Source organism: Lysinibacillus sp. GW823-FHT02G10, from assembly GCF_058797135.1.
The window spans coordinates 259066-276443 of the sequence record NZ_JBXAJI010000002.1; the positions used below are offsets into that span (position 1 = coordinate 259066).

At 38.6% G+C, this 17378-nt stretch carries 18 protein-coding genes, 1 tRNA gene, 1 pseudogene and 1 riboswitch; of the genes and pseudogenes, 4 read left to right on the forward strand and 16 right to left on the reverse strand.

Translation table 11 applies throughout. The features are described from left to right. Positions 1-246: 246 nt before the first annotated feature. Positions 247-801 carry a hypothetical protein gene (locus tag AC1RFD_RS11185; RefSeq protein ID WP_048393709.1) on the forward strand — a complete coding sequence of 185 codons (555 nt, stop codon included), beginning with the start codon at positions 247-249 and terminating at the stop codon, positions 799-801. A 212-nt stretch (positions 802-1013) separates the two neighbouring features. Here the strand turns inward: AC1RFD_RS11185 and AC1RFD_RS11190 are convergent. After that, positions 1014-1087: transfer RNA gene (locus AC1RFD_RS11190), tRNA-Arg, on the reverse strand. A 221-nt stretch (positions 1088-1308) separates the two neighbouring features. Here AC1RFD_RS11190 and AC1RFD_RS11195 point away from each other — a divergent pair. Then, a pseudogene (locus tag AC1RFD_RS11195) lies at positions 1309-2054 on the forward strand (SDR family NAD(P)-dependent oxidoreductase). Positions 2055-2147: 93 nt separating this feature from the next. Then, the gene (locus AC1RFD_RS11200) at positions 2148-2798 is read left to right on the forward strand and encodes a hypothetical protein (RefSeq protein ID WP_288586028.1); all 651 of its coding nucleotides are present in this window, start codon (positions 2148-2150) and stop codon (positions 2796-2798) included. Here AC1RFD_RS11200 and AC1RFD_RS11205 read toward each other — a convergent pair. The 13 genes from AC1RFD_RS11205 to AC1RFD_RS11265 all read right to left on the reverse strand — a co-directional run bounded on the left by AC1RFD_RS11205 (position 2795) and on the right by AC1RFD_RS11265 (position 13026). Next, complete coding sequence (locus AC1RFD_RS11205) at positions 2795-3493, reverse strand: YqjF family protein (protein WP_492474906.1); 699 nt, start codon at positions 3491-3493, stop codon at positions 2795-2797. The two genes, AC1RFD_RS11200 and AC1RFD_RS11205, sit on opposite strands and share 4 nt — an antisense overlap. 59 nt (positions 3494-3552) lie before the next feature. Then, complete coding sequence (locus AC1RFD_RS11210) at positions 3553-3714, reverse strand: DUF2639 domain-containing protein (protein WP_016991537.1); 162 nt, start codon at positions 3712-3714, stop codon at positions 3553-3555. 110 nt (positions 3715-3824) lie between these two features. Then, a complete protein-coding gene (locus AC1RFD_RS11215) occupies positions 3825-5285 on the reverse strand; it encodes a protein adenylyltransferase SelO (RefSeq protein ID WP_492474907.1) in 1461 nt (486 codons plus the stop codon). 129 nt (positions 5286-5414) lie between these two features. Beyond that, complete coding sequence (locus AC1RFD_RS11220) at positions 5415-5918, reverse strand: metallophosphoesterase (RefSeq protein ID WP_281216085.1); 504 nt, start codon at positions 5916-5918, stop codon at positions 5415-5417. Positions 5919-5930: 12 nt separating this feature from the next. Further along, a complete protein-coding gene (locus tag AC1RFD_RS11225) occupies positions 5931-6524 on the reverse strand; it encodes an XTP/dITP diphosphatase (protein WP_066037524.1) in 594 nt (197 codons plus the stop codon). A gap of 1 nt (position 6525) precedes the next feature. Further along, positions 6526-7275, reverse strand: a complete 750-nt coding sequence (rph, locus tag AC1RFD_RS11230) for a ribonuclease PH (protein ID WP_066037525.1) — start codon at positions 7273-7275, stop codon at positions 6526-6528. Positions 7276-7407: 132 nt separating this feature from the next. Continuing rightward, complete coding sequence (racE, locus tag AC1RFD_RS11235; RefSeq protein WP_004226440.1) at positions 7408-8205, reverse strand: glutamate racemase; 798 nt, start codon at positions 8203-8205, stop codon at positions 7408-7410. 10 nt (positions 8206-8215) lie between these two features. Further along, positions 8216-8668 carry a MarR family winged helix-turn-helix transcriptional regulator gene (locus AC1RFD_RS11240; protein ID WP_016991542.1) on the reverse strand — a complete coding sequence of 151 codons (453 nt, stop codon included), beginning with the start codon at positions 8666-8668 and terminating at the stop codon, positions 8216-8218. Between the two features lie 74 nt (positions 8669-8742). Continuing rightward, positions 8743-8964: a helix-turn-helix domain-containing protein gene (locus tag AC1RFD_RS11245; RefSeq protein ID WP_492474908.1), complete on the reverse strand. Its 222-nt coding sequence runs from the start codon at positions 8962-8964 to the stop codon at positions 8743-8745. A 187-nt stretch (positions 8965-9151) separates the two neighbouring features. Further along, a complete protein-coding gene (locus AC1RFD_RS11250) occupies positions 9152-9616 on the reverse strand; it encodes an acyl-CoA thioesterase (protein ID WP_066037526.1) in 465 nt (154 codons plus the stop codon). Between the two features lie 195 nt (positions 9617-9811). Further along, positions 9812-10591 carry a succinate dehydrogenase iron-sulfur subunit gene (sdhB, locus tag AC1RFD_RS11255; protein WP_004226431.1) on the reverse strand — a complete coding sequence of 260 codons (780 nt, stop codon included), beginning with the start codon at positions 10589-10591 and terminating at the stop codon, positions 9812-9814. 5 nt (positions 10592-10596) lie between these two features. Beyond that, the gene (gene sdhA, locus AC1RFD_RS11260) at positions 10597-12351 is read right to left on the reverse strand and encodes a succinate dehydrogenase flavoprotein subunit (protein WP_004226429.1); all 1755 of its coding nucleotides are present in this window, start codon (positions 12349-12351) and stop codon (positions 10597-10599) included. Positions 12352-12417: 66 nt separating this feature from the next. After that, positions 12418-13026: a succinate dehydrogenase cytochrome b558 subunit gene (locus AC1RFD_RS11265; protein ID WP_004226428.1), complete on the reverse strand. Its 609-nt coding sequence runs from the start codon at positions 13024-13026 to the stop codon at positions 12418-12420. Positions 13027-13298: 272 nt separating this feature from the next. Here AC1RFD_RS11265 and AC1RFD_RS11270 point away from each other — a divergent pair, with 272 nt between their 5' ends. Then, positions 13299-13733, forward strand: a complete 435-nt coding sequence (locus AC1RFD_RS11270) for a YslB family protein (RefSeq protein ID WP_066037527.1) — start codon at positions 13299-13301, stop codon at positions 13731-13733. Positions 13734-13831: 98 nt separating this feature from the next. On the opposite strand, the gene AC1RFD_RS11275 is transcribed toward AC1RFD_RS11270, so the two are convergent. Both AC1RFD_RS11275 and uvrC read right to left on the reverse strand, forming a co-directional pair. Next, positions 13832-15058 (reverse strand): aspartate kinase, encoded by a 1227-nt coding sequence (locus AC1RFD_RS11275; RefSeq protein ID WP_066037528.1) that lies wholly within the window; start codon positions 15056-15058, stop codon positions 13832-13834. A gap of 133 nt (positions 15059-15191) precedes the next feature. Continuing rightward, positions 15192-15369, reverse strand: a riboswitch (Lysine riboswitch). A 107-nt stretch (positions 15370-15476) separates the two neighbouring features. Continuing rightward, complete coding sequence (uvrC, locus tag AC1RFD_RS11280) at positions 15477-17267, reverse strand: excinuclease ABC subunit UvrC (RefSeq protein ID WP_048393674.1); 1791 nt, start codon at positions 17265-17267, stop codon at positions 15477-15479. Positions 17268-17378 lie beyond the last annotated feature (111 nt).

Below are 17378 nucleotides of genomic sequence, written 5' to 3' on the forward strand. Positions count from 1 at the left end.
ACTCTATTAGAGATGGTCTTTTTTAATTTTCTCCACATCATGTAACCCTATATAAAGATTGAGACCACCCATCATGGAGTGGTGTTTCTACTATTATTAAATACATATTATTTTAATTAACTTATCTCATAGCCAGTATATTATATATTAAAACAAAAAAGTAAATTTATGTTTTTTAACCTAATTTTAACCTTTTATTGATAATCTATAGTTGTTTCAACAATTAAATTACTAGGAGGAATAATTATGACAGTAGCAGTAAAAAATTTTAGTAGTATTATGAATCAAATGAGAGATGCTTATACGGGAGAGCAAACCAATGAATTTTCTTTAGCAGCGTTCATTGGACTTCAAGCTCCTTCATTATCAGACGCACCTGATGAATTACAAAAACTAACACAAGAATATCAGGAGAACGTTAATAGTTTTTATGTACAAGAAGAATTAGACTTAAAAGAAAATGTTAAGCAGTTAGAAAATGATAAAAATCAAACAGCTTTTTTTGAAAATATGCGGAAGAAAAAAGAGGAAGCTTTAAAAAAATCCGAAGACATGATCAATAAATACTATGATTCGTTGATAGATTTTGGTGAAGAGCATCCTGCAGCTCAAACACTCATCCTTACTATTGCTGATAAAGTCGGTGCCTTTATACAAGATATTATGGATAAAGTTTTAAATGTTTTTGTTACTGTTGTGGAAACTGTAAAAAATGCAATAAGTGCTGCTATTAATTTCATTTCCTCTACTTTTAATTCAATTGTTAATACTACGAAAAATTTCTTTTCTAGTTTATTTTAAAAACATTCTTAGCAGGACTGTCTCTGGGCTGTCTTGTTTCACATTTAATACCACTTTACAAGAAACAGATCAACGAGCTAGTTCTCATTTTGATAAACTTTTCGATGAAAAAGACTGATTTTGGCACCTCTTAGGCACTATCGAGAGACTTATACATCAATGTATAAAAATAAAAAGCCTTACAGCCGTTGTGGCTGTAAGGCTTTTATTAACGTCCCAGGAGGGATTCGAACCCCCGACCGACGGCTTAGAAGGCCGTTGCTCTATCCAGCTGAGCTACTGAGACATGATGTCGTTTCTTATGTATTCCATAGGAAGGACAATATTTATTATATGTACTTTATAGCATAATGTCAACATTAATTTTACTATGCAGGCAAGGTTTGCCTCATATTTTTTATCATATGTTGCTATAGCATCCATTATACCATTTCTTCACCCTCTTAACAGGAAGGATAGCAAAATATTTGCTACACTATTGGCGATAAAAAAGTAGGAGGTTTGTGGATGTTTAAAGATTTAGTCGTTATGGTCACAGGTGGTGCACAAGGGATTGGTAAGGGTATTACGCTTGCATATGCACAACAAGGTGCAAAAGTGGTGATTGCTGATTTGAATGCAGGCTTAGGGCAACAGTTAGAACAGGATATGCTTGCTCAAGGCTACTCTGCATTATTTGTGCCAACGGATGTGACAAAGGAACAGGATATCATCAATTTAATGCAGCGAGCTGTTGAGCAATATGGGACCATTCTTATTTTAATTAATAATGCTGGGAAGTTCCAGCATCAATCTCCCTATGAGGTGACGTTTGATGAGTGGCAGGATTTGTTGCAGACGAATTTAACGGGTACCTTTTTCTGTGCCAGAGAGGCTGCAAGAGTGATGCGGCATAATGCAAAGGGTGGTTCCATTGTTTCGTTGGCCTCAACGCGAGCTGAAATGTCAGAGCCTCATACAGAAGCTTATGCGGCTACAAAGGGTGGTATCATAGCGTTAACACATGCTTTAGCGCGATCTTTAGGGCCAGATCAAATTACAGTGAATTGTATTTCACCTGGGTGGATTAAACAGGTGATTACGAGGCACTGCGGCCAATCGATCATGCGCAGCATTTGTCAGGAAGGGTTGGTCTGCCTGAAGATATTGCACAGGCTTGTCTCTATTTAACAAACCCGATCAATAACTTTGTGACAGGTATTAATCTTACAGTTGATGGTGGCATGACGAAGAAAATGATGTATGAGGCGTAATTTTGTTGTCTCTTCTTTTCTTTCTTGTTCTTCATACTCCGAGATTCCTTAGAGTATGCTACTGTAGGAGAAAGAACAAGAAGGAGTGAAGCCTTGTACCCCTATTCAAATGGTTTTTCATTAAGCCAGCTGTATCATGCTCCCTATACGCAGTATACGGCTCCGATTCGTCACTTTTTACAGTCAAATGATTACCGACGCTGTATTAGTAAAGGCGAAGCAGACTTTATGGCTATGAACCGCTTACTTTGGATGGAGCATGTGAATTGGACACGGATGACTATTATAAGCATTGTGTTTAATTTGCCTGATTTACCCTTTGTGCAGCAGCGTTTGCTACGCAATGCAACCGATTTAGGGAATTGTTTACGCCCCTTTTATGGTGACTCCGTGGCGGATCGTTATGCAGCTTTAATTAAAGAGCATCTGGTAATTGCGGCTCAATTAGTGACAGCTGCTGCGAAAGGTGACGCTACCACAGCGGAAGCTAAAGAGAGGGAATGGTATCGTAATGCAGATGATATGGCTTTCTTTTTGCATACAATCAATCCATACCTAAGTAGAGAGGCCGTACAAAAAATGTTTTATACGCATTTAGCTTTAACGAAAAATGAAGCTGTCACGATGATACAAAAAGATTATCAGGCTGATGTAGAGGTATTTGATGAAATTGAAGCAGAGGCACTTGCGATGTCAGATATGATAGCCAGCGCCATCGTTATGCAATTTTGTTACCTCTTTTAATGCAAAAATCTTGATGGATTTATGATCATTTTATGCTCAACTGCTGGAGGAAAAACTCTCGCTGTTTTGTTTTTAGCATAATGAGCACGAGGCTGCATGCCCTGAAGTTTCCCCTTCATAAAAGAGGCTAATGTATTGCTTTCAATCGTTACGTTGGCTCTTTTTAATTCCCATGGGGAGTGGTGAATATCAATACGAAAAAGTGTATCCTTCCATTTCGCCCATGAATGGTAGCGCTCTACAATCCATCGGTCAAAATTAGTATTGGTCTTGTCTCCTATTGTATAAATAACCCTCAATCTTTCGTCACATGCTTTGTAATGGCTTGTGTATGAATAGTGATTCCCTCTTTGTTTTACTAGGATTTTGGAATGGCGATATGGCAAGCTACCTATTGCCGTAATTTTTGATAAGAAATTATTCGTCACATCTAAATGAAAAAAATAGATGCCTTTCATGCCGTTATACTCCACATATGTTCGGACATTCAATTGTAAATAGGTATTCATCCCCGGAAGAGGTGGTAGAAAGCGTAGCCGATGTCGATAAACTTTAAAAAGGACAGCACTAAGCCAGGCATTTTGTTCAAAGAGATCGAGCTTCAGTTCTTTAGGTACATGTTTTTCAAGTTCTTGAGGGGCTATCGGCCAATGTAAAAATAGAACATCTTGCCATGTTTGAGTCATCATCCACATAGTAAAACTCCTTTCTAATCACTAGTTTTTCCTAGAAAGGAGTTCTTCAAACAAATGGTCTATTGATTTTGCTCAGCAGACTCTATTTCGACATAACGATAATATAAGTTTCGTAATTCAGATTCTTTATATAAGCCTAAATGACTTTTAAATTGAGGATGAACCATTATTCCATGAGCACGTAAAACTTTGACAAACCAACCCTTTGAATACTTATGCACCGACCTTATTCTCCTTTATTTTTATTCATACATAGAATATGCGTTTGAATACGGTAGAGTGCCTTTATACAAATAAAAAAACGAGAGAATAAATAACTCTCGTTTTTTACTTATGTGCCACAAAACGTACGATATGGTTGATTAGTGTGTTCAGGTAATGAAGCGTATTCTTGTTGTTCTTTCGCATGAGCATAAGGCTGAGCTAGGGCTTTTAGTAGGTTGTTCATCACACTATAATCGCCTTGTTCTACAGCCGCTTCCAAAGCTTCTTCTACCCTGTGGTTACGCGGAATAACAGCTGGATTATGTTGGCGCATTAATTGTTGTGACATGTCTTTGTTTTGCTGCTGTCTTGCTAATCGAGCTTGCCATTTGTGATACCAGTCCTTAAAAGCTGGTGCGTTAAATAATGGGAAGTCCTCCAATTGCTCAAACGATAAGGCGATAAATGTATTCGTATAATCTGCTTGATATTGCTGCATAAGCTGAAGAAGCTCTTCAACAAGCTGGATGTCTTCTTGCTCCTCATTAAAAATGCCTAGCTTTGCACGCATTCCTTTCAACCAATTTTCTACATATAATTTTGGATACTGTTGTAGCGTTTCTTGTGCCAGTTGAATGGCTTTTTCTTGATCATCATCAATTAAAGGTAGTAAGGACTCTGCTAAGCGCGTTAAATTCCAGCCACCGATATTGGGCTGATTTCCATAAGCATAGCGTCCTTGGTGATCAATCGAGCTAAACACAGTCGCAGGATCATAGATGTCCATGAATGCACAAGGACCATAATCAATGGTTTCACCGCTAATGGTCATATTATCGGTGTTCATGACGCCATGGATAAAGCCCACTAACTGCCACTTTGCTATAAGGGAGGCTTGTTTCTTTATGACTTCATTTAACAAATAAAGATAACGATTTTGATTGCCAATATTAGCTGAGTAATGTCGTTCTATTGCATAATCAGCTAAAAGCTGTAGCTCCTCATCTGTCCCCCATTGCGCAGCATATTGAAATGTCCCTACCCGCAAATGACTACTTGCAACTCTTGTGACAATAGCGCCTGGTAGTTCTGTTTCTCGAATAATCATTTCACCTGTAGTGACTACTGCTAGACTACGTGAAGTTGGGATCCCTAGTGCAAACATCGCTTCACTAATAATATACTCCCTTAGCATTGGACCTAATGCGGCTCGCCCATCTCCACCTCGAGAATAAGGTGTTCTACCTGATCCTTTTAAAGCAATATCATACCGTTCCTTTTGAGGTGTGATTTGCTCCCCATATAATAGAGCCCTACCATCACCTAGCATATTAAAATGACCAAATTGATGCCCTGCGTAAGCCTGTGCAATCGGTTCGCCACCTTCTGGGATTGTATTACCAGCTAAAACGGCTAATGCTTCCTCACTCTTTAAAGCCTGAATGTCTAACCCAAGTGATGCTGCAACTGATTCATTTAATAAGATCAATTTTGGTGAACGAACAGGATTTAACGATATGTCGGAATAAAAAATACTTGGTAGTTGAACGTAACTATTATCAAAATGCCAGCCAATTGTTTTTTTCATGTTTTCTCCTTTATTGCCTTTACGATTTATTTTTGCTATTTCAGCATGAATCATTCATAGGCAATTTTACCATTATCAGTAGCCCAAATAAAAATCCGCATACTTTACTAGTTATGCGGATTTTCTCTATTATTGTCGATCAAATGTATATGTAGCCATACATTGATTATCATTTGTCATGCAATCAACTTTAAAAGATGTCGCATTGATTTCCACAACAGCAAAGCTTTTCTCTTTACGACCACGTGGTTTTAATAAGCTGCCTGGATTTAAAAATAGGATATCATCCATCATTTCGGCACCAAGAATATGTGAATGACCAAAGCAAACGATCTGTGCACCTACTTCTTTAGCACGATAGGATAATGATAAGATGGAATTTTTCACATTGAATAAATGACCGTGTGTCACAAAAATCTTTACATCATGGACCGTGAAAATTTCTTCTTCAGGGAAAGCTTTCTCACGATCACAGTTTCCACGTACTTTTTTCAATCCTTCTAATGCCTCATGTGAATAGGGAAGTTCACTATCTCCACAATGAACCACAATATCTATTTCAGGATAAAAACCTTTAACCTTTTCGATGACATGGCTGTCACCATGTGTATCGCTCATAACAAGCATTTTCATGGATATCACCTCTTATTTGATAAGATTCGGTAATTGCTCCTTTAACTTGCGAATTGCATTGCCTCGGTGAGAAATAGAACCCTTTTCCTCTGGTGAAAGCTCAGCCATCATTCGATTTAAGCTTGGCACAAAAAAGATTGGATCATAGCCAAAGCCATTCGTTCCACGCTTTTCATGGGCAATGACGCCTTCACATGTACCAAATACCGTTGTTGTTGCGAAATCAGGTCCTGCAATTGCAATACAGCAGCAAAAACGTGCTGTACGTTTGTCATCTTCGACACCTTGTAAATTTTCTAACAGTTTAATCATGTTTGCTTCATCGTCATGGTCACTTGCATAGCGAGCGGAGTACACACCTGGCTCACCATTTAATGCATCTACTGCTAAACCACTGTCATCTGCAATAACAATGGTATTAAGCTCCTTCGCCAATGCTTCTGCTTTTAAGATGGCATTTTCTTCGAATGTTGTTCCTGTTTCTTCTATTTCCATATCTGGTGCCACTTCAAACATTGTTACGACTTCATAACCAAGTGGTCCAAATAATGCTTCAAAATCTTTTGCTTTTCCTTTATTTTTTGTGGCGATGACTACTTGTTTCATATTATTGATTCCCTCCAACTTTGTGTGCCAGTTCACCAAGCGTTATTTTTTGAAGCTCAACTAATTGTTGTATGCCTTTTTCACCTAATGCTAACAATTCATTTAGTTCTTCACGAGAAAAAGTAGCTTCCTCACCAGTACCTTGTAATTCAACAAATCGTCCTGCGCCTGTCATCACAATGTTCATATCAACAGCTGCAGCCACATCTTCTACATAATTTAAATCAAGAATAGCGCCTTGTTCTTCAACGATCCCAACACTTGTAGCTGCTAAAAAGTCTATTACTGGGAATTTTTCAAATGGCTTTTCTTCAGCAAATTTAGCAATGGCCTGTGTCATGGCAACAAATGCTCCCGTAATGGATGCTGTACGAGTACCGCCATCCGCTTGAATGACATCACAGTCAATCCATACAGTACGTTCGCCTAGCGCTTCTAAATCGACTACAGCACGCAATGCACGCCCAATCAAGCGCTGAATCTCCATTGTACGACCATTGACTTTCCCACGAGAGGATTCACGTGGTGTCCGTTGAGCGGTTGCACGAGGCAACATGGAATACTCGGCTGTAATCCACCCTTTCCCTTGCCCACGTAGAAAACCAGGTACCTTGTCTTCAATCGTTGCGGTGCAAATTACTTTTGTATTGCCTACTTGAATTAATACGGAGCCTTCAGGGTGTAATAGATACTCACTATCTATTTTCACAGGTCGTAGCCCATCTGCATTTCTACCATCATATCTTGTCATATATTTCGTTCCTCCTAAAAACTTTCGCGCCCTCATCTTATCATAATTTGTGCCATCAAAAAAGTACTCGGTGGCTTATGTACAATGCTGAAAACGGCAAAAATCAGCCTAGCCTGTTGCTAAGCTGATTTTTTATTTTAATGTGATACGTTTTATGTCGAGAGTACCTTGCTCTAACCAATTCTCAGCAATCGAACGGAAAATTGGGACAGAACCAGTTGCAAAAAATCTATGAGCAGGCACCGCATTTGCATTTGCTAAAGTGCCATTATACGCTAACATTTCCTGTACATCCTTTGCTGTTTCCTCCGCAGAAGATAAAACATTCACATCTTCTCCGACAACAGCTTCAATTTGTTTTTGTAAAATAGGATAATGTGTACACCCTAAAATAACCGTATCAAATTGTCGATTTTTCAACGGCTTTAAGCCTTCTGCTATTAAATTATTTGCAAAGTCACCTTTATATTCGCCACTTTCTACAAGTGGTACGAATGTGGGACAAGCTAGTGGAATAATATGTGTTGACGTATTGAGTGACAATAAGGCTTCTTCATACGCCCCACTTTTAATTGTTCCTTCTGTTGCAAGCACAACGACTTCATGTCGCTTCGTTTTTTTTACAGCTGCACGTGCGCCAGCATTGATAACACCTAGTACTGGAAAAGGCATATTTCTTTGTAAACTTTCGAGTGCTACTGCAGTCGCTGTATTACAAGCTATAACGAGCATCTTAACATTCATTTTTTCGAGTGCTTTTGCCATTTGCCAAGTAAAATTCCGTACTTCCTGACGACTTCTTGGACCATACGGACACCTTGCTGTATCGCCAATATAATAAATCGTTTCGTTTGGCAATCGCTTCATGATTTCTTTTGCTACGGTTAAACCGCCTACTCCTGAGTCAATAACGCCTATCGGGGCATTCATACTTTCCGCCTCAATCCTGTTTCATGTGTACATGTAGTTTTTCTAAATAGCTTGATAATTGCGCGACTTCTTGTTCATTAAAACCAACAAGCATCTCTTGCAAATATTGCTGTCTTTTTTCAATTACTTCTTGAATGATACGTTCGCCCTTTTCGAGAAGATGAACGACAACGACACGGCGATCATTTTCATCACGCACACGCTTGACTAATTCATTTTTCTCCATTCGGTCCACTAAATCTGTTGTCGTGCTAAAAGCTAAATATAAACGGTTTGATAATTCGCCAATTGTAATATCACCAAGCTCTTCTAACCACTGTAATGCAACAAATTGTGGCGGCGTAATCGCATAATCGGAAACAATTTCTCTTCCCTTTTGCTTCACGATGGCCGCTATATAGCGTAATTCCTTTTCAACCGTTGCAACGGTTTCAGGTGAGTGCTTTGTTACTTCATCCGACATATAACTATTTCACTCCTAAAAATACGTTGAATAGTTCTATTTTGTCGTTTTTTTCACGAAATAGCAAGTGTCCATTAGTCTAATTTAAATTCTTCCAAGCGTAACAGCTCAATTAACGCCTGAGATCGATTCGTTACACCTAGCTTTTGAATTGTATTGGAAATGTGATTTCGCACTGTTTTTTCACTAATACTAAGCTGCTCTGCAATATCTCTCGTTGTTTTTTCAGCTAATAAAAGCGCAAATATTTCACGTTCTCGGTTTGTTAAAAGAGAACGATGATGAGAGCCATTCATTCAGTTACACCCTCCTCCCCCGCACGTATTGTAACTTATGTTAAGGGGCAGGAAGCGGTGACGGCTATTTGCATGATTATTCCATGTTTCCTTAAAAATTTCGAAAATTACATTGTTACATTCATAAATTTTACGTAAAAAGCAAAACCTACTATTTCAATAAATTTACATATACTTATATATTGAACTAGTGAGGCAGAATGGCCAACTGAATGAATTTCGTTTTTTCTTCCTCTGAAATCGGCACACTTTTACCTGTACGAGGATCCATTTGTACAATTGTTCCACGACCAGTGAAACAGATTTCGTCCTTTTGATTTTTTGCTAGATAGTGAATGTCCATCGACGAATTCCCAACTTGCGCGATTTTTGTATAGATTCGTAGTACGTCATCAAAGAAAACCTGCTTTACATAATCGCATTGTAAATCGGCTACAATAGGTATAGATTTCACATTCTCTTCTCCAACTGGGGGCATTAAAATTCCTAAATGTCTGAAGTAATCAATTCTTGCTTGCTCAAAATATGTAAAGCTAATCGTATTGTTCATATGACCATACATGTCTGTTTCTGAAAATCGCACTCGTACCTCGCTAAAAAATGAAAAACCCTTTTCCCACTCTTGAAAATTATCGATATAATTTGCCTTCATGATATACCATCCCCTGTCATGTAATTGCCCGTCTTTTATCAATCAACGGCAAACAAAATGAATACATATTCATTATAAAAGAAAATGCTATATTATCATAGAAAAAATGTAAATAAACAACTTGATAAATTTCATTTCTATAACTATAAAAAACTCCCTTACACGAAGTGTAAGGGAGTTCAGCTTGTCCGTATATTAGTCTACGTAGTGGTCAGAACCGAAGAAGTTACGGAACATTTGCACTGTAGTTGCACGGTTTAATGAAGCGATGGATGTTGTTAAAGGAATCCCTTTTGGACATGCAGCAACACAGTTTTGAGAGTTACCACAGTTTGCAAGGCCACCGTCACCCATAATCGCATTTAAACGTTCATCTTTAATCATAGCACCAGTTGGGTGAGTGTTGAAAAGACGTACTTGTGATAATGGAGCTGGTCCGATGAATGAAGCTTTTTCAGACACGTTTGGACATGCTTCCATACATACACCACAAGTCATACATTTAGATAGTTCATAAGCCCATTGACGTTTACCTTCTGGCATACGTGGACCTTCACCTAAATCATACGTACCATCGATTGGTACCCATGCTTTAACTTTTTTAAGCGCGTTGAACATACGTTCACGGTCAACTTGTAGGTCACGAATAACAGGGAATGTTTTCATTGGCTCCAATTTAATCGGCTCTGTCAATTGGTCTACTAGTGTAGAACATGATTGACGTGGACGGCCATTGATCACCATTGAACATGCACCACAAACTTCTTCTAAACAGTTCATATCCCATGATACTGGTGATGTGTTTACACCATCTTCAGTAACAGGATTTTTTTGAATTTCCATTAAAATTGAAATTACGTTCATACCATGACGGTAAGGCACTTGGAATTTTTGCCAGTAGCTATTGCCGCCTTGTGTATCTTGACGTAAGATTTCCACTTTGACCATTCTTCCAGTATTAGCTGCGATTTGCATAACTTTTAGTCTCCTTTCGCAGAGTAGTCGCGTTTACGTGGTGGGATTAATGAAACGTCGACTTCTTGGTACGTGATGATTGGATTACCAGTAGCTGGGTCAAACTTCGCCATTGTTGTTTTTAAGAAGTTCTCATCATCACGGTTAGGGAAATCAGGTTTATAGTGTGCACCACGAGATTCATTACGTAATAGTGCACCTTTTGTCATTACTTTTGCAAGCACTAACATATTTTTAAGCTGACGTGTAAAGTGTGCGCCTTGATTGCTCCATTTTTGCGTATCATTGATGTTGATGTTGTTCCAACGCTCAGTAAGCTCATCAAGTTTTTTCAATGTATCTTCAAGCTGATCATTGTAACGTACTACAGTCATTGTAGCAGTCATCATTTCACCAAGCTCTTTATGCAGTAAGTAAGCGTTTTCTGTGCCTTCCATTTTCATGATAGCATCCCATTTCGCTTGTTCCTCTTTTACACGAGCATCGTAAATCTCTTGTGGAAGATCTTCAGCATGCTTTTTAAGGTGTTTTACATAGTCTACTGCGTTTGGTCCTGCAACCATACCACCGTAGATAGCAGATAATAATGAGTTTGCACCAAGACGGTTTGCACCATGTTGAGAGTAATCACATTCACCTGCTGCAAATAGACCAGGAATTTCAGTCATTTGATTGTAGTCAACCCATAATCCACCCATTGAATAGTGAACTGCTGGGAAAATTTTCATTGGTAATTTACGTGGGTCATCCCCTACGAATTTTTCATAGATTTCGATGATACCACCAAGTTTAACGTCCAATTCATGTGGATCTTTATGTGAAAGATCTAGGTATACCATGTTTTCGCCATTGATACCAAGTTTTTGGTTTACACAAACGTCGAAAATTTCACGTGTTGCAATATCACGTGGTACTAAGTTACCATAAGCTGGGTATTTCTCTTCTAGGAAGTACCAAGGTTTACCGTCTTTATAAGTCCAAATACGACCACCTTCACCACGAGCTGATTCTGACATTAGACGGTTTTTGTCATCTCCAGGAATCGCTGTTGGGTGAATTTGAATGAATTCACCATTCGCATATGAAGCACCTTGTTGATAAACGATAGAAGCAGCAGAACCTGTGTTAATAACAGAGTTTGTTGTTTTACCGAAGATAATACCAGGGCCACCAGTCGCCATAATAACAGCGTCTGCACGGAATGATTTAATTTCTTCTGTACGCATATCTTGCGCTACGATACCACGACAAACGCCGTCTTCATCGATAATAACACCAAGGAATTCCCAGTGTTCATATTTATTTACTAAACCAGCTACTTCATGAGAACGAACTTGCTCATCTAGCGCATATAGTAATTGTTGACCTGTTGTTGCACCAGAGAAAGCTGTACGGTGCATTAAAGTACCACCAAAACGACGGAAATCTAAAAGTCCTTCTGGTGTACGGTTGAACATAACACCCATACGGTCCATTAAGTGGATAATGCCAGGTGCTGCATCACACATACCTTTAACTGGTGGTTGGTTCGCTAGGAAGTCCCCACCATAAACTGTATCATCAAAGTGGATCCATGGAGAATCCCCTTCACCTTTAGTATTTACCGCACCATTAATTCCGCCTTGCGCACAAACAGAGTGTGAGCGTTTTACAGGAACTAATGAGAATAAATCAACTTCAGTACCAACTTCAGCTGCTTTAATCGTTGCCATCAGACCGGCAAGACCACCGCCGACAACAATTATTTTGCTTTTCGCCATGATTATTTCTCACTCCTCTTAAAAAATTGCAATGATTGCATGTGCTCTATCGTAGCTTCTATTGAATTATACGAAAGCTAAAATAGCAGCCACACCAACTACACTTAGAATTACGAAAAGAATGTTTGTTACGTAAGTAGCGATCTTTTGAGACTGAGGAGATTGTGTAATACCCCAGCTTACTAGGAATGCCCATAAACCGTTAGATAAGTGGAAAGTTGCTGATAAAATACCAACAATGTAGAATCCAAGCATGAATGGATTAGCAACAATATTCGCCATCATGTCGTAATCAACGTGTGTGCCAAGTGCTTTTTGAATACGAGTTTGGAAAATATGCCATGCAATAAATATCACTAAGAATACACCAGTAAAACGTTGTAAAGAGAACATCCAGTTACGGTACGTGCTGAAACGTCCTGTGTTTGGTGTAGCAGTGAATGCAATGTAGACACCATAGAATGCGTGGAACATTAATGGAATATAGATGACAATCCATTCAACTAGGATAAGGAATGGAATCTTTTCCATTACTGCGGTAGCATCGTTGTAACTTTCTGCCCCGCCTGTTGCTGTAAAGTTAATGAACAGGTGCATCGTTAAAAACAGACCTACTGGAATGATCCCAAGTAGAGAATGTAAGCGACGCCATAAAAACTCTCGATCTTTCGACAAGACTGTTACCCCCCTTAGTACTTAAAATAGCACAACAAAAGAAGTCATCATTTTGTAAATGATACTTCATTGACTGTGTATTTCATCATGGTACAATATTATGACATGTTTATTGTACTCTCAAGAGCTACGAGCGTCAAGGCAACTCGGAGTTTTTCATAGAGCTTATTAAAGAACTAATCTAGTACATGATGCGTCGTTTTTTCTCGAAAAATCTATCATTACTTTATTACCGTTAAATTTTAAGAAAATTCTAAGAAAGAAGGATAACAATGTTAAACACTCCATCTCCTACAATCTCATCATTTGGCTATGAGATCATTCGTGATCATATTCTATCTTCTATACTTGGTAAACATGAAGATGACGTCCTTTATTGGGCAGGTAAAGAGCTTGCTCGCAAGTTCCCATGTAAAAGTCAAGATGAACTTATCGCATTTTTCGCAGATGCCTGCTGGGGTACATTAGAACTCATAAAGGAATCAAAAGATGGACGTATTTTCCAGTTGACAAATGACCCTGAAATTCTTCAAATAAAGCAGCGTAGCTTTAAACTTGAAGCAGGATTTATAGCAGAGCAAATTCAACTAGCTAAAGGCTACCTGACAGAATGCTATAATGAAAAACGGGAAAAGCAACAATACGTCATGTTTACAGTCAAATGGGACGTTAAAGAACGTATTATGAATACCATTCCCACAGAATAATTAAAAAGGATTGTCTCCCATTAAAGAATGGGATGACAATCCTTCTTTTTTCTTCCTTTTATTTCGGTCAATTACATAAAATGCTGTTTCTTCTATTATTATATGTAAAGTGCTTGCTCTAAATTAAACTCATCATGGAGAGCATTAGCTGCTTGGATCATATCATCCTGTGGTACAACAACGGACACTTTTATTTCAGAAGTACTAACCATTTTTACAGGGATATTTTCACGACGTAACCGATCAAACATACGAGCAGCAACGCCTGGATTGGAAGCCATGCCTGAACCAATAATAGAAACTTTTGCTAGTCCAATTTCGAAGTCAGCAAAACTAAATCCAAGTGATAATTTACTATCCTCTAAAACACGTAATGCTTCCGCAAATTCCTCTTTTAAAATGGAAAACGATACAGTTGGCTTCAACCCATCAATAATGGCTTGGACAATAATATCTACATTAATACGGTTCTCTGCAAGAACCGTAAATATATCTGCTAATGAAGCATTGGAAAAAGCATCATACCCTACTGTTAAACGAATAATATCTGATTCAAATGCAACACCACGAACGACTAAATTTTTTTCCATTTCCACTTCCTCCTTCAATAAAGTGCCTACTGATTCTATTAAACTTGAACGTATAATAACAGGCATTTGAAATTTCTTCGCTAACTCCACCGCACGAGGATGTATGATATGAGACCCTAAATTCGATAATTCCAACATTTCATCATATGAAATTTCTTGAAGCTTTTGGGCATTGGGAACATATCGTGGATCTGCTGTATAAACACCATCCACATTTGTATACATATCTACTCTCTCCGCTTCCAACGCTATGGCAAGTGCAACAGCAGCTGTTTCAGCTCCACCTTTTCCAAGCGTGGTGATATTGTGCACTTCGTCAATCCCTTGTTCTCCAGCAATAACCACAATTTGTCCCTGTGCAAAATGTTCTTCCATACGACTAATATCTATATAGTCGATACGAGCATGTCGATACATACCATCCGTATGTATACCAGCTTGCCATCCAGTTAGAGACACAGCCTCATAGCCTGCTTCCTGCAAAGCGATGGTAAATAAAGCACTAGATAATTGAGATCCAGTTGACAAAACTGCATCTAATTCTCTTTTCGACACATCGTCAGTTAGTTGGTGTACCATCATTTTCATCTCTTTCGCAGTGTGTCCCATCGCTGCAACGACCACTACTACATCCAATCCTTTGTCCTTTTCAGCAATCGCTTTCCTAGCAGCCTCTTGGATTTGTTCAGTAGAAGCTAATGCAGCTCCTCCAAACTTCATCACGATTTTAGCCATTTCTTTCGTTCTCCCTTCCAGTTCATGTATTTCACCAAATTATGGGGGGTAAAACCGTTTCTAGAAAACTAAAAGGCAGCCTCCACATAACGTGAAAGCTGCCTATAACATGTACAATAATCGTAACTTGCGCATGTGTGATAGCTCTCCGAAACGTTTAGAATCGACAGTCTTACATTTCTTAAATGCAAAACCAGTACAACAATGGAACAACAATCCTGTACTTCGGCAAGCTCCCCTTTCACACAATATCTCTGGACTTGTCCATCCTCCATCGTGTTACTCTTGAATCTTGCACCTCTATCATCACTTTAAAGTGAATGTATTCAATTCATTAAGCCTTTGCGTAAACAAACTAGTCACGCAGTTGACTCTTCATAACATTGAAAACAATGTTATTTATAACCATAGCACATGCCTATTCCTTTGACAATGATTGTTGCTGAAAATAGCTAAAAATTTGGCTTGCTAAATTAGCGGGCATCCCAGCCTCCTGTAATGCTAGCTCGCTCGCCTCTCGAATTTTTTTGACTGAACCGAAATGTTTAAGCAGCTGTTGCTTTCGTTTTGGTCCTACCCCTTCAATATGATCTAATACAGATTGAATGGCATGCTTCTCATGCTGTTGACGCAAGAAGGTAATAGCAAAGCGATGGACTTCGTCTTGAATTCGTTGTAATAAATAAAAGCCATCACTTGTACGTTTTAAGCTAATCACTTCTGGTGGATCACCAAACAAGAGCTGAGATGTATTATGCTTATCATCCTTGGCTAAACCAGCAATCGGTATAACAAGACCAAGCTCATCTTCTAGTACTTCACGGGCTACTTCCATTTGTCCCTTACCACCATCAATTAAGACTAAATCTGGTAATGGTAGTCCTTCCTTTAAAACACGTATATAGCGACGACGTATAACCTCCTGCATTGCACCGTAATCATCATGCTTGGCTGCTGTACGCGTTTTATATTTTCGGTACTCCTTTTTCGCAGGCTTCCCATCAATGAAAACAACCATAGCAGACACTGCATCCGTTCCATGCATATGACTATTATCAAAAGCTTCAATTCGTAAAGGTGTACTAATACCCATTGCTTCACCAAGTGCCTCACAAGCACCAATCGTACGTTCTTCCTGACGCTCTATTAGCTGGAATTTAGCTGCCACAGCAATTTCAGCATTTTTGGTAGCTAATTCAACCAATTCCTTCTTTTGACCTCTTTTCGGTGTGAGCACTTTAATTTCTAATAATTCTGTTAAGATAGCTGCATCAATGGCTTGTGGAATAAAAATTTCTTTTGGCTTAATATGCTCTGGCTTTTCATAAAAGCGCCCAACAAATGTTAAAAATTCTTCCTCTGCATCTTGATAGATGGGGAAAATTGAGACATCGCGCTCAATCAGCTTTCCTTGGCGTACAAAGAAAACCTGAACACACATCCATCCTTTTTCAACAGCATAGCCAAATACATCTCGATTTGTTGTATCACTTGAAACTATTTTTTGTTTCTGCATAACCGTATCAATATGGGCAATTTGGTCTCGGAATTCCTTCGCTCGCTCAAATTCCAGGTTTTCTGCAGCTGCTAGCATTTTAACTTCAAGCTCTTTTTTGACTGCCTCCACACCACCATTTAGAAACTTCGTCATATCCTCAATCATTTCTTGATAAACCTGACCTTCAATTTCCTTCACACAAGGTGCTAAGCATTGACCCATGTGATAGTACAAGCAAACCTTGGAAGGTAATTGTACACATTTGCGCAGCGGATACAATCGATCCAATAGCTTTTTCGTTTCACTTGCTGCATAGGCATTCGGATAAGGACCAAAATATTTTGCCTTATCCTTTTTTACCTTCCGTGTCGTAATCAGACGAGGATGTTTTTCATTCGTAATTTTTAAATATGGATAGGTCTTATCATCCGTTAACATGACATTATATTTTGGATCATGTAATTTGATGAGATTCAGCTCTAAAATAAGTGCTTCAATATTTGATGACGTTACAATATACTCAAAATCTTCTATTTCACCTACAAGCCTTTGCGTTTTCCCTTCATGTGTTCCCGTAAAATAAGAACGTACACGGTTTTTTAGAACTTTTGCTTTACCGACATAAATGATAGTCCCTTGTCGATCCTTCATCAAATAGCAGCCAGGTTGATCTGGTAAAATATCCAGTTTTCGCTTTATTAAATCGTTCATTACCTACCTGCCCCCCTAAGTAAAAATTCCCCTCATTAGAATAATGTTAGTTATTTTCTTTATTATATAACGAAAAAAAGCCGAACACATCAATTGATGGCTCGGCTTTGT

Bases quoted from the DNA above. Each gene is read 5' to 3' on its own strand.
- AC1RFD_RS11185 (WP_048393709.1), top strand. From the start codon at position 247: ATGACAGTAGCAGTAAAAAATTTTAGTAGTATTATGAATCAAATGAGA.
- AC1RFD_RS11205 (WP_492474906.1), bottom strand. From the start codon at position 3,493: ATGTGGATGATGACTCAAACATGGCAAGATGTTCTATTTTTACATTGG.
- AC1RFD_RS11215 (WP_492474907.1), bottom strand. From the start codon at position 5,285: ATGAAAAAAACAATTGGCTGGCATTTTGATAATAGTTACGTTCAACTA.
- AC1RFD_RS11220 (WP_281216085.1), bottom strand. From the start codon at position 5,918: ATGAAAATGCTTGTTATGAGCGATACACATGGTGACAGCCATGTCATC.
- AC1RFD_RS11225 (WP_066037524.1), bottom strand. From the start codon at position 6,524: ATGAAACAAGTAGTCATCGCCACAAAAAATAAAGGAAAAGCAAAAGAT.
- rph (WP_066037525.1), bottom strand. From the start codon at position 7,275: ATGACAAGATATGATGGTAGAAATGCAGATGGGCTACGACCTGTGAAA.
- racE (WP_004226440.1), bottom strand. From the start codon at position 8,205: ATGAATGCCCCGATAGGCGTTATTGACTCAGGAGTAGGCGGTTTAACC.
- AC1RFD_RS11240 (WP_016991542.1), bottom strand. From the start codon at position 8,668: ATGTCGGATGAAGTAACAAAGCACTCACCTGAAACCGTTGCAACGGTT.
- AC1RFD_RS11245 (WP_492474908.1), bottom strand. From the start codon at position 8,964: ATGAATGGCTCTCATCATCGTTCTCTTTTAACAAACCGAGAACGTGAA.
- AC1RFD_RS11250 (WP_066037526.1), bottom strand. From the start codon at position 9,616: ATGAAGGCAAATTATATCGATAATTTTCAAGAGTGGGAAAAGGGTTTT.
- sdhB (WP_004226431.1), bottom strand. From the start codon at position 10,591: ATGCAAATCGCAGCTAATACTGGAAGAATGGTCAAAGTGGAAATCTTA.
- sdhA (WP_004226429.1), bottom strand. From the start codon at position 12,351: ATGGCGAAAAGCAAAATAATTGTTGTCGGCGGTGGTCTTGCCGGTCTG.
- AC1RFD_RS11270 (WP_066037527.1), top strand. From the start codon at position 13,299: ATGTTAAACACTCCATCTCCTACAATCTCATCATTTGGCTATGAGATC.
- AC1RFD_RS11275 (WP_066037528.1), bottom strand. From the start codon at position 15,058: ATGGCTAAAATCGTGATGAAGTTTGGAGGAGCTGCATTAGCTTCTACT.
- uvrC (WP_048393674.1), bottom strand. From the start codon at position 17,267: ATGAACGATTTAATAAAGCGAAAACTGGATATTTTACCAGATCAACCT.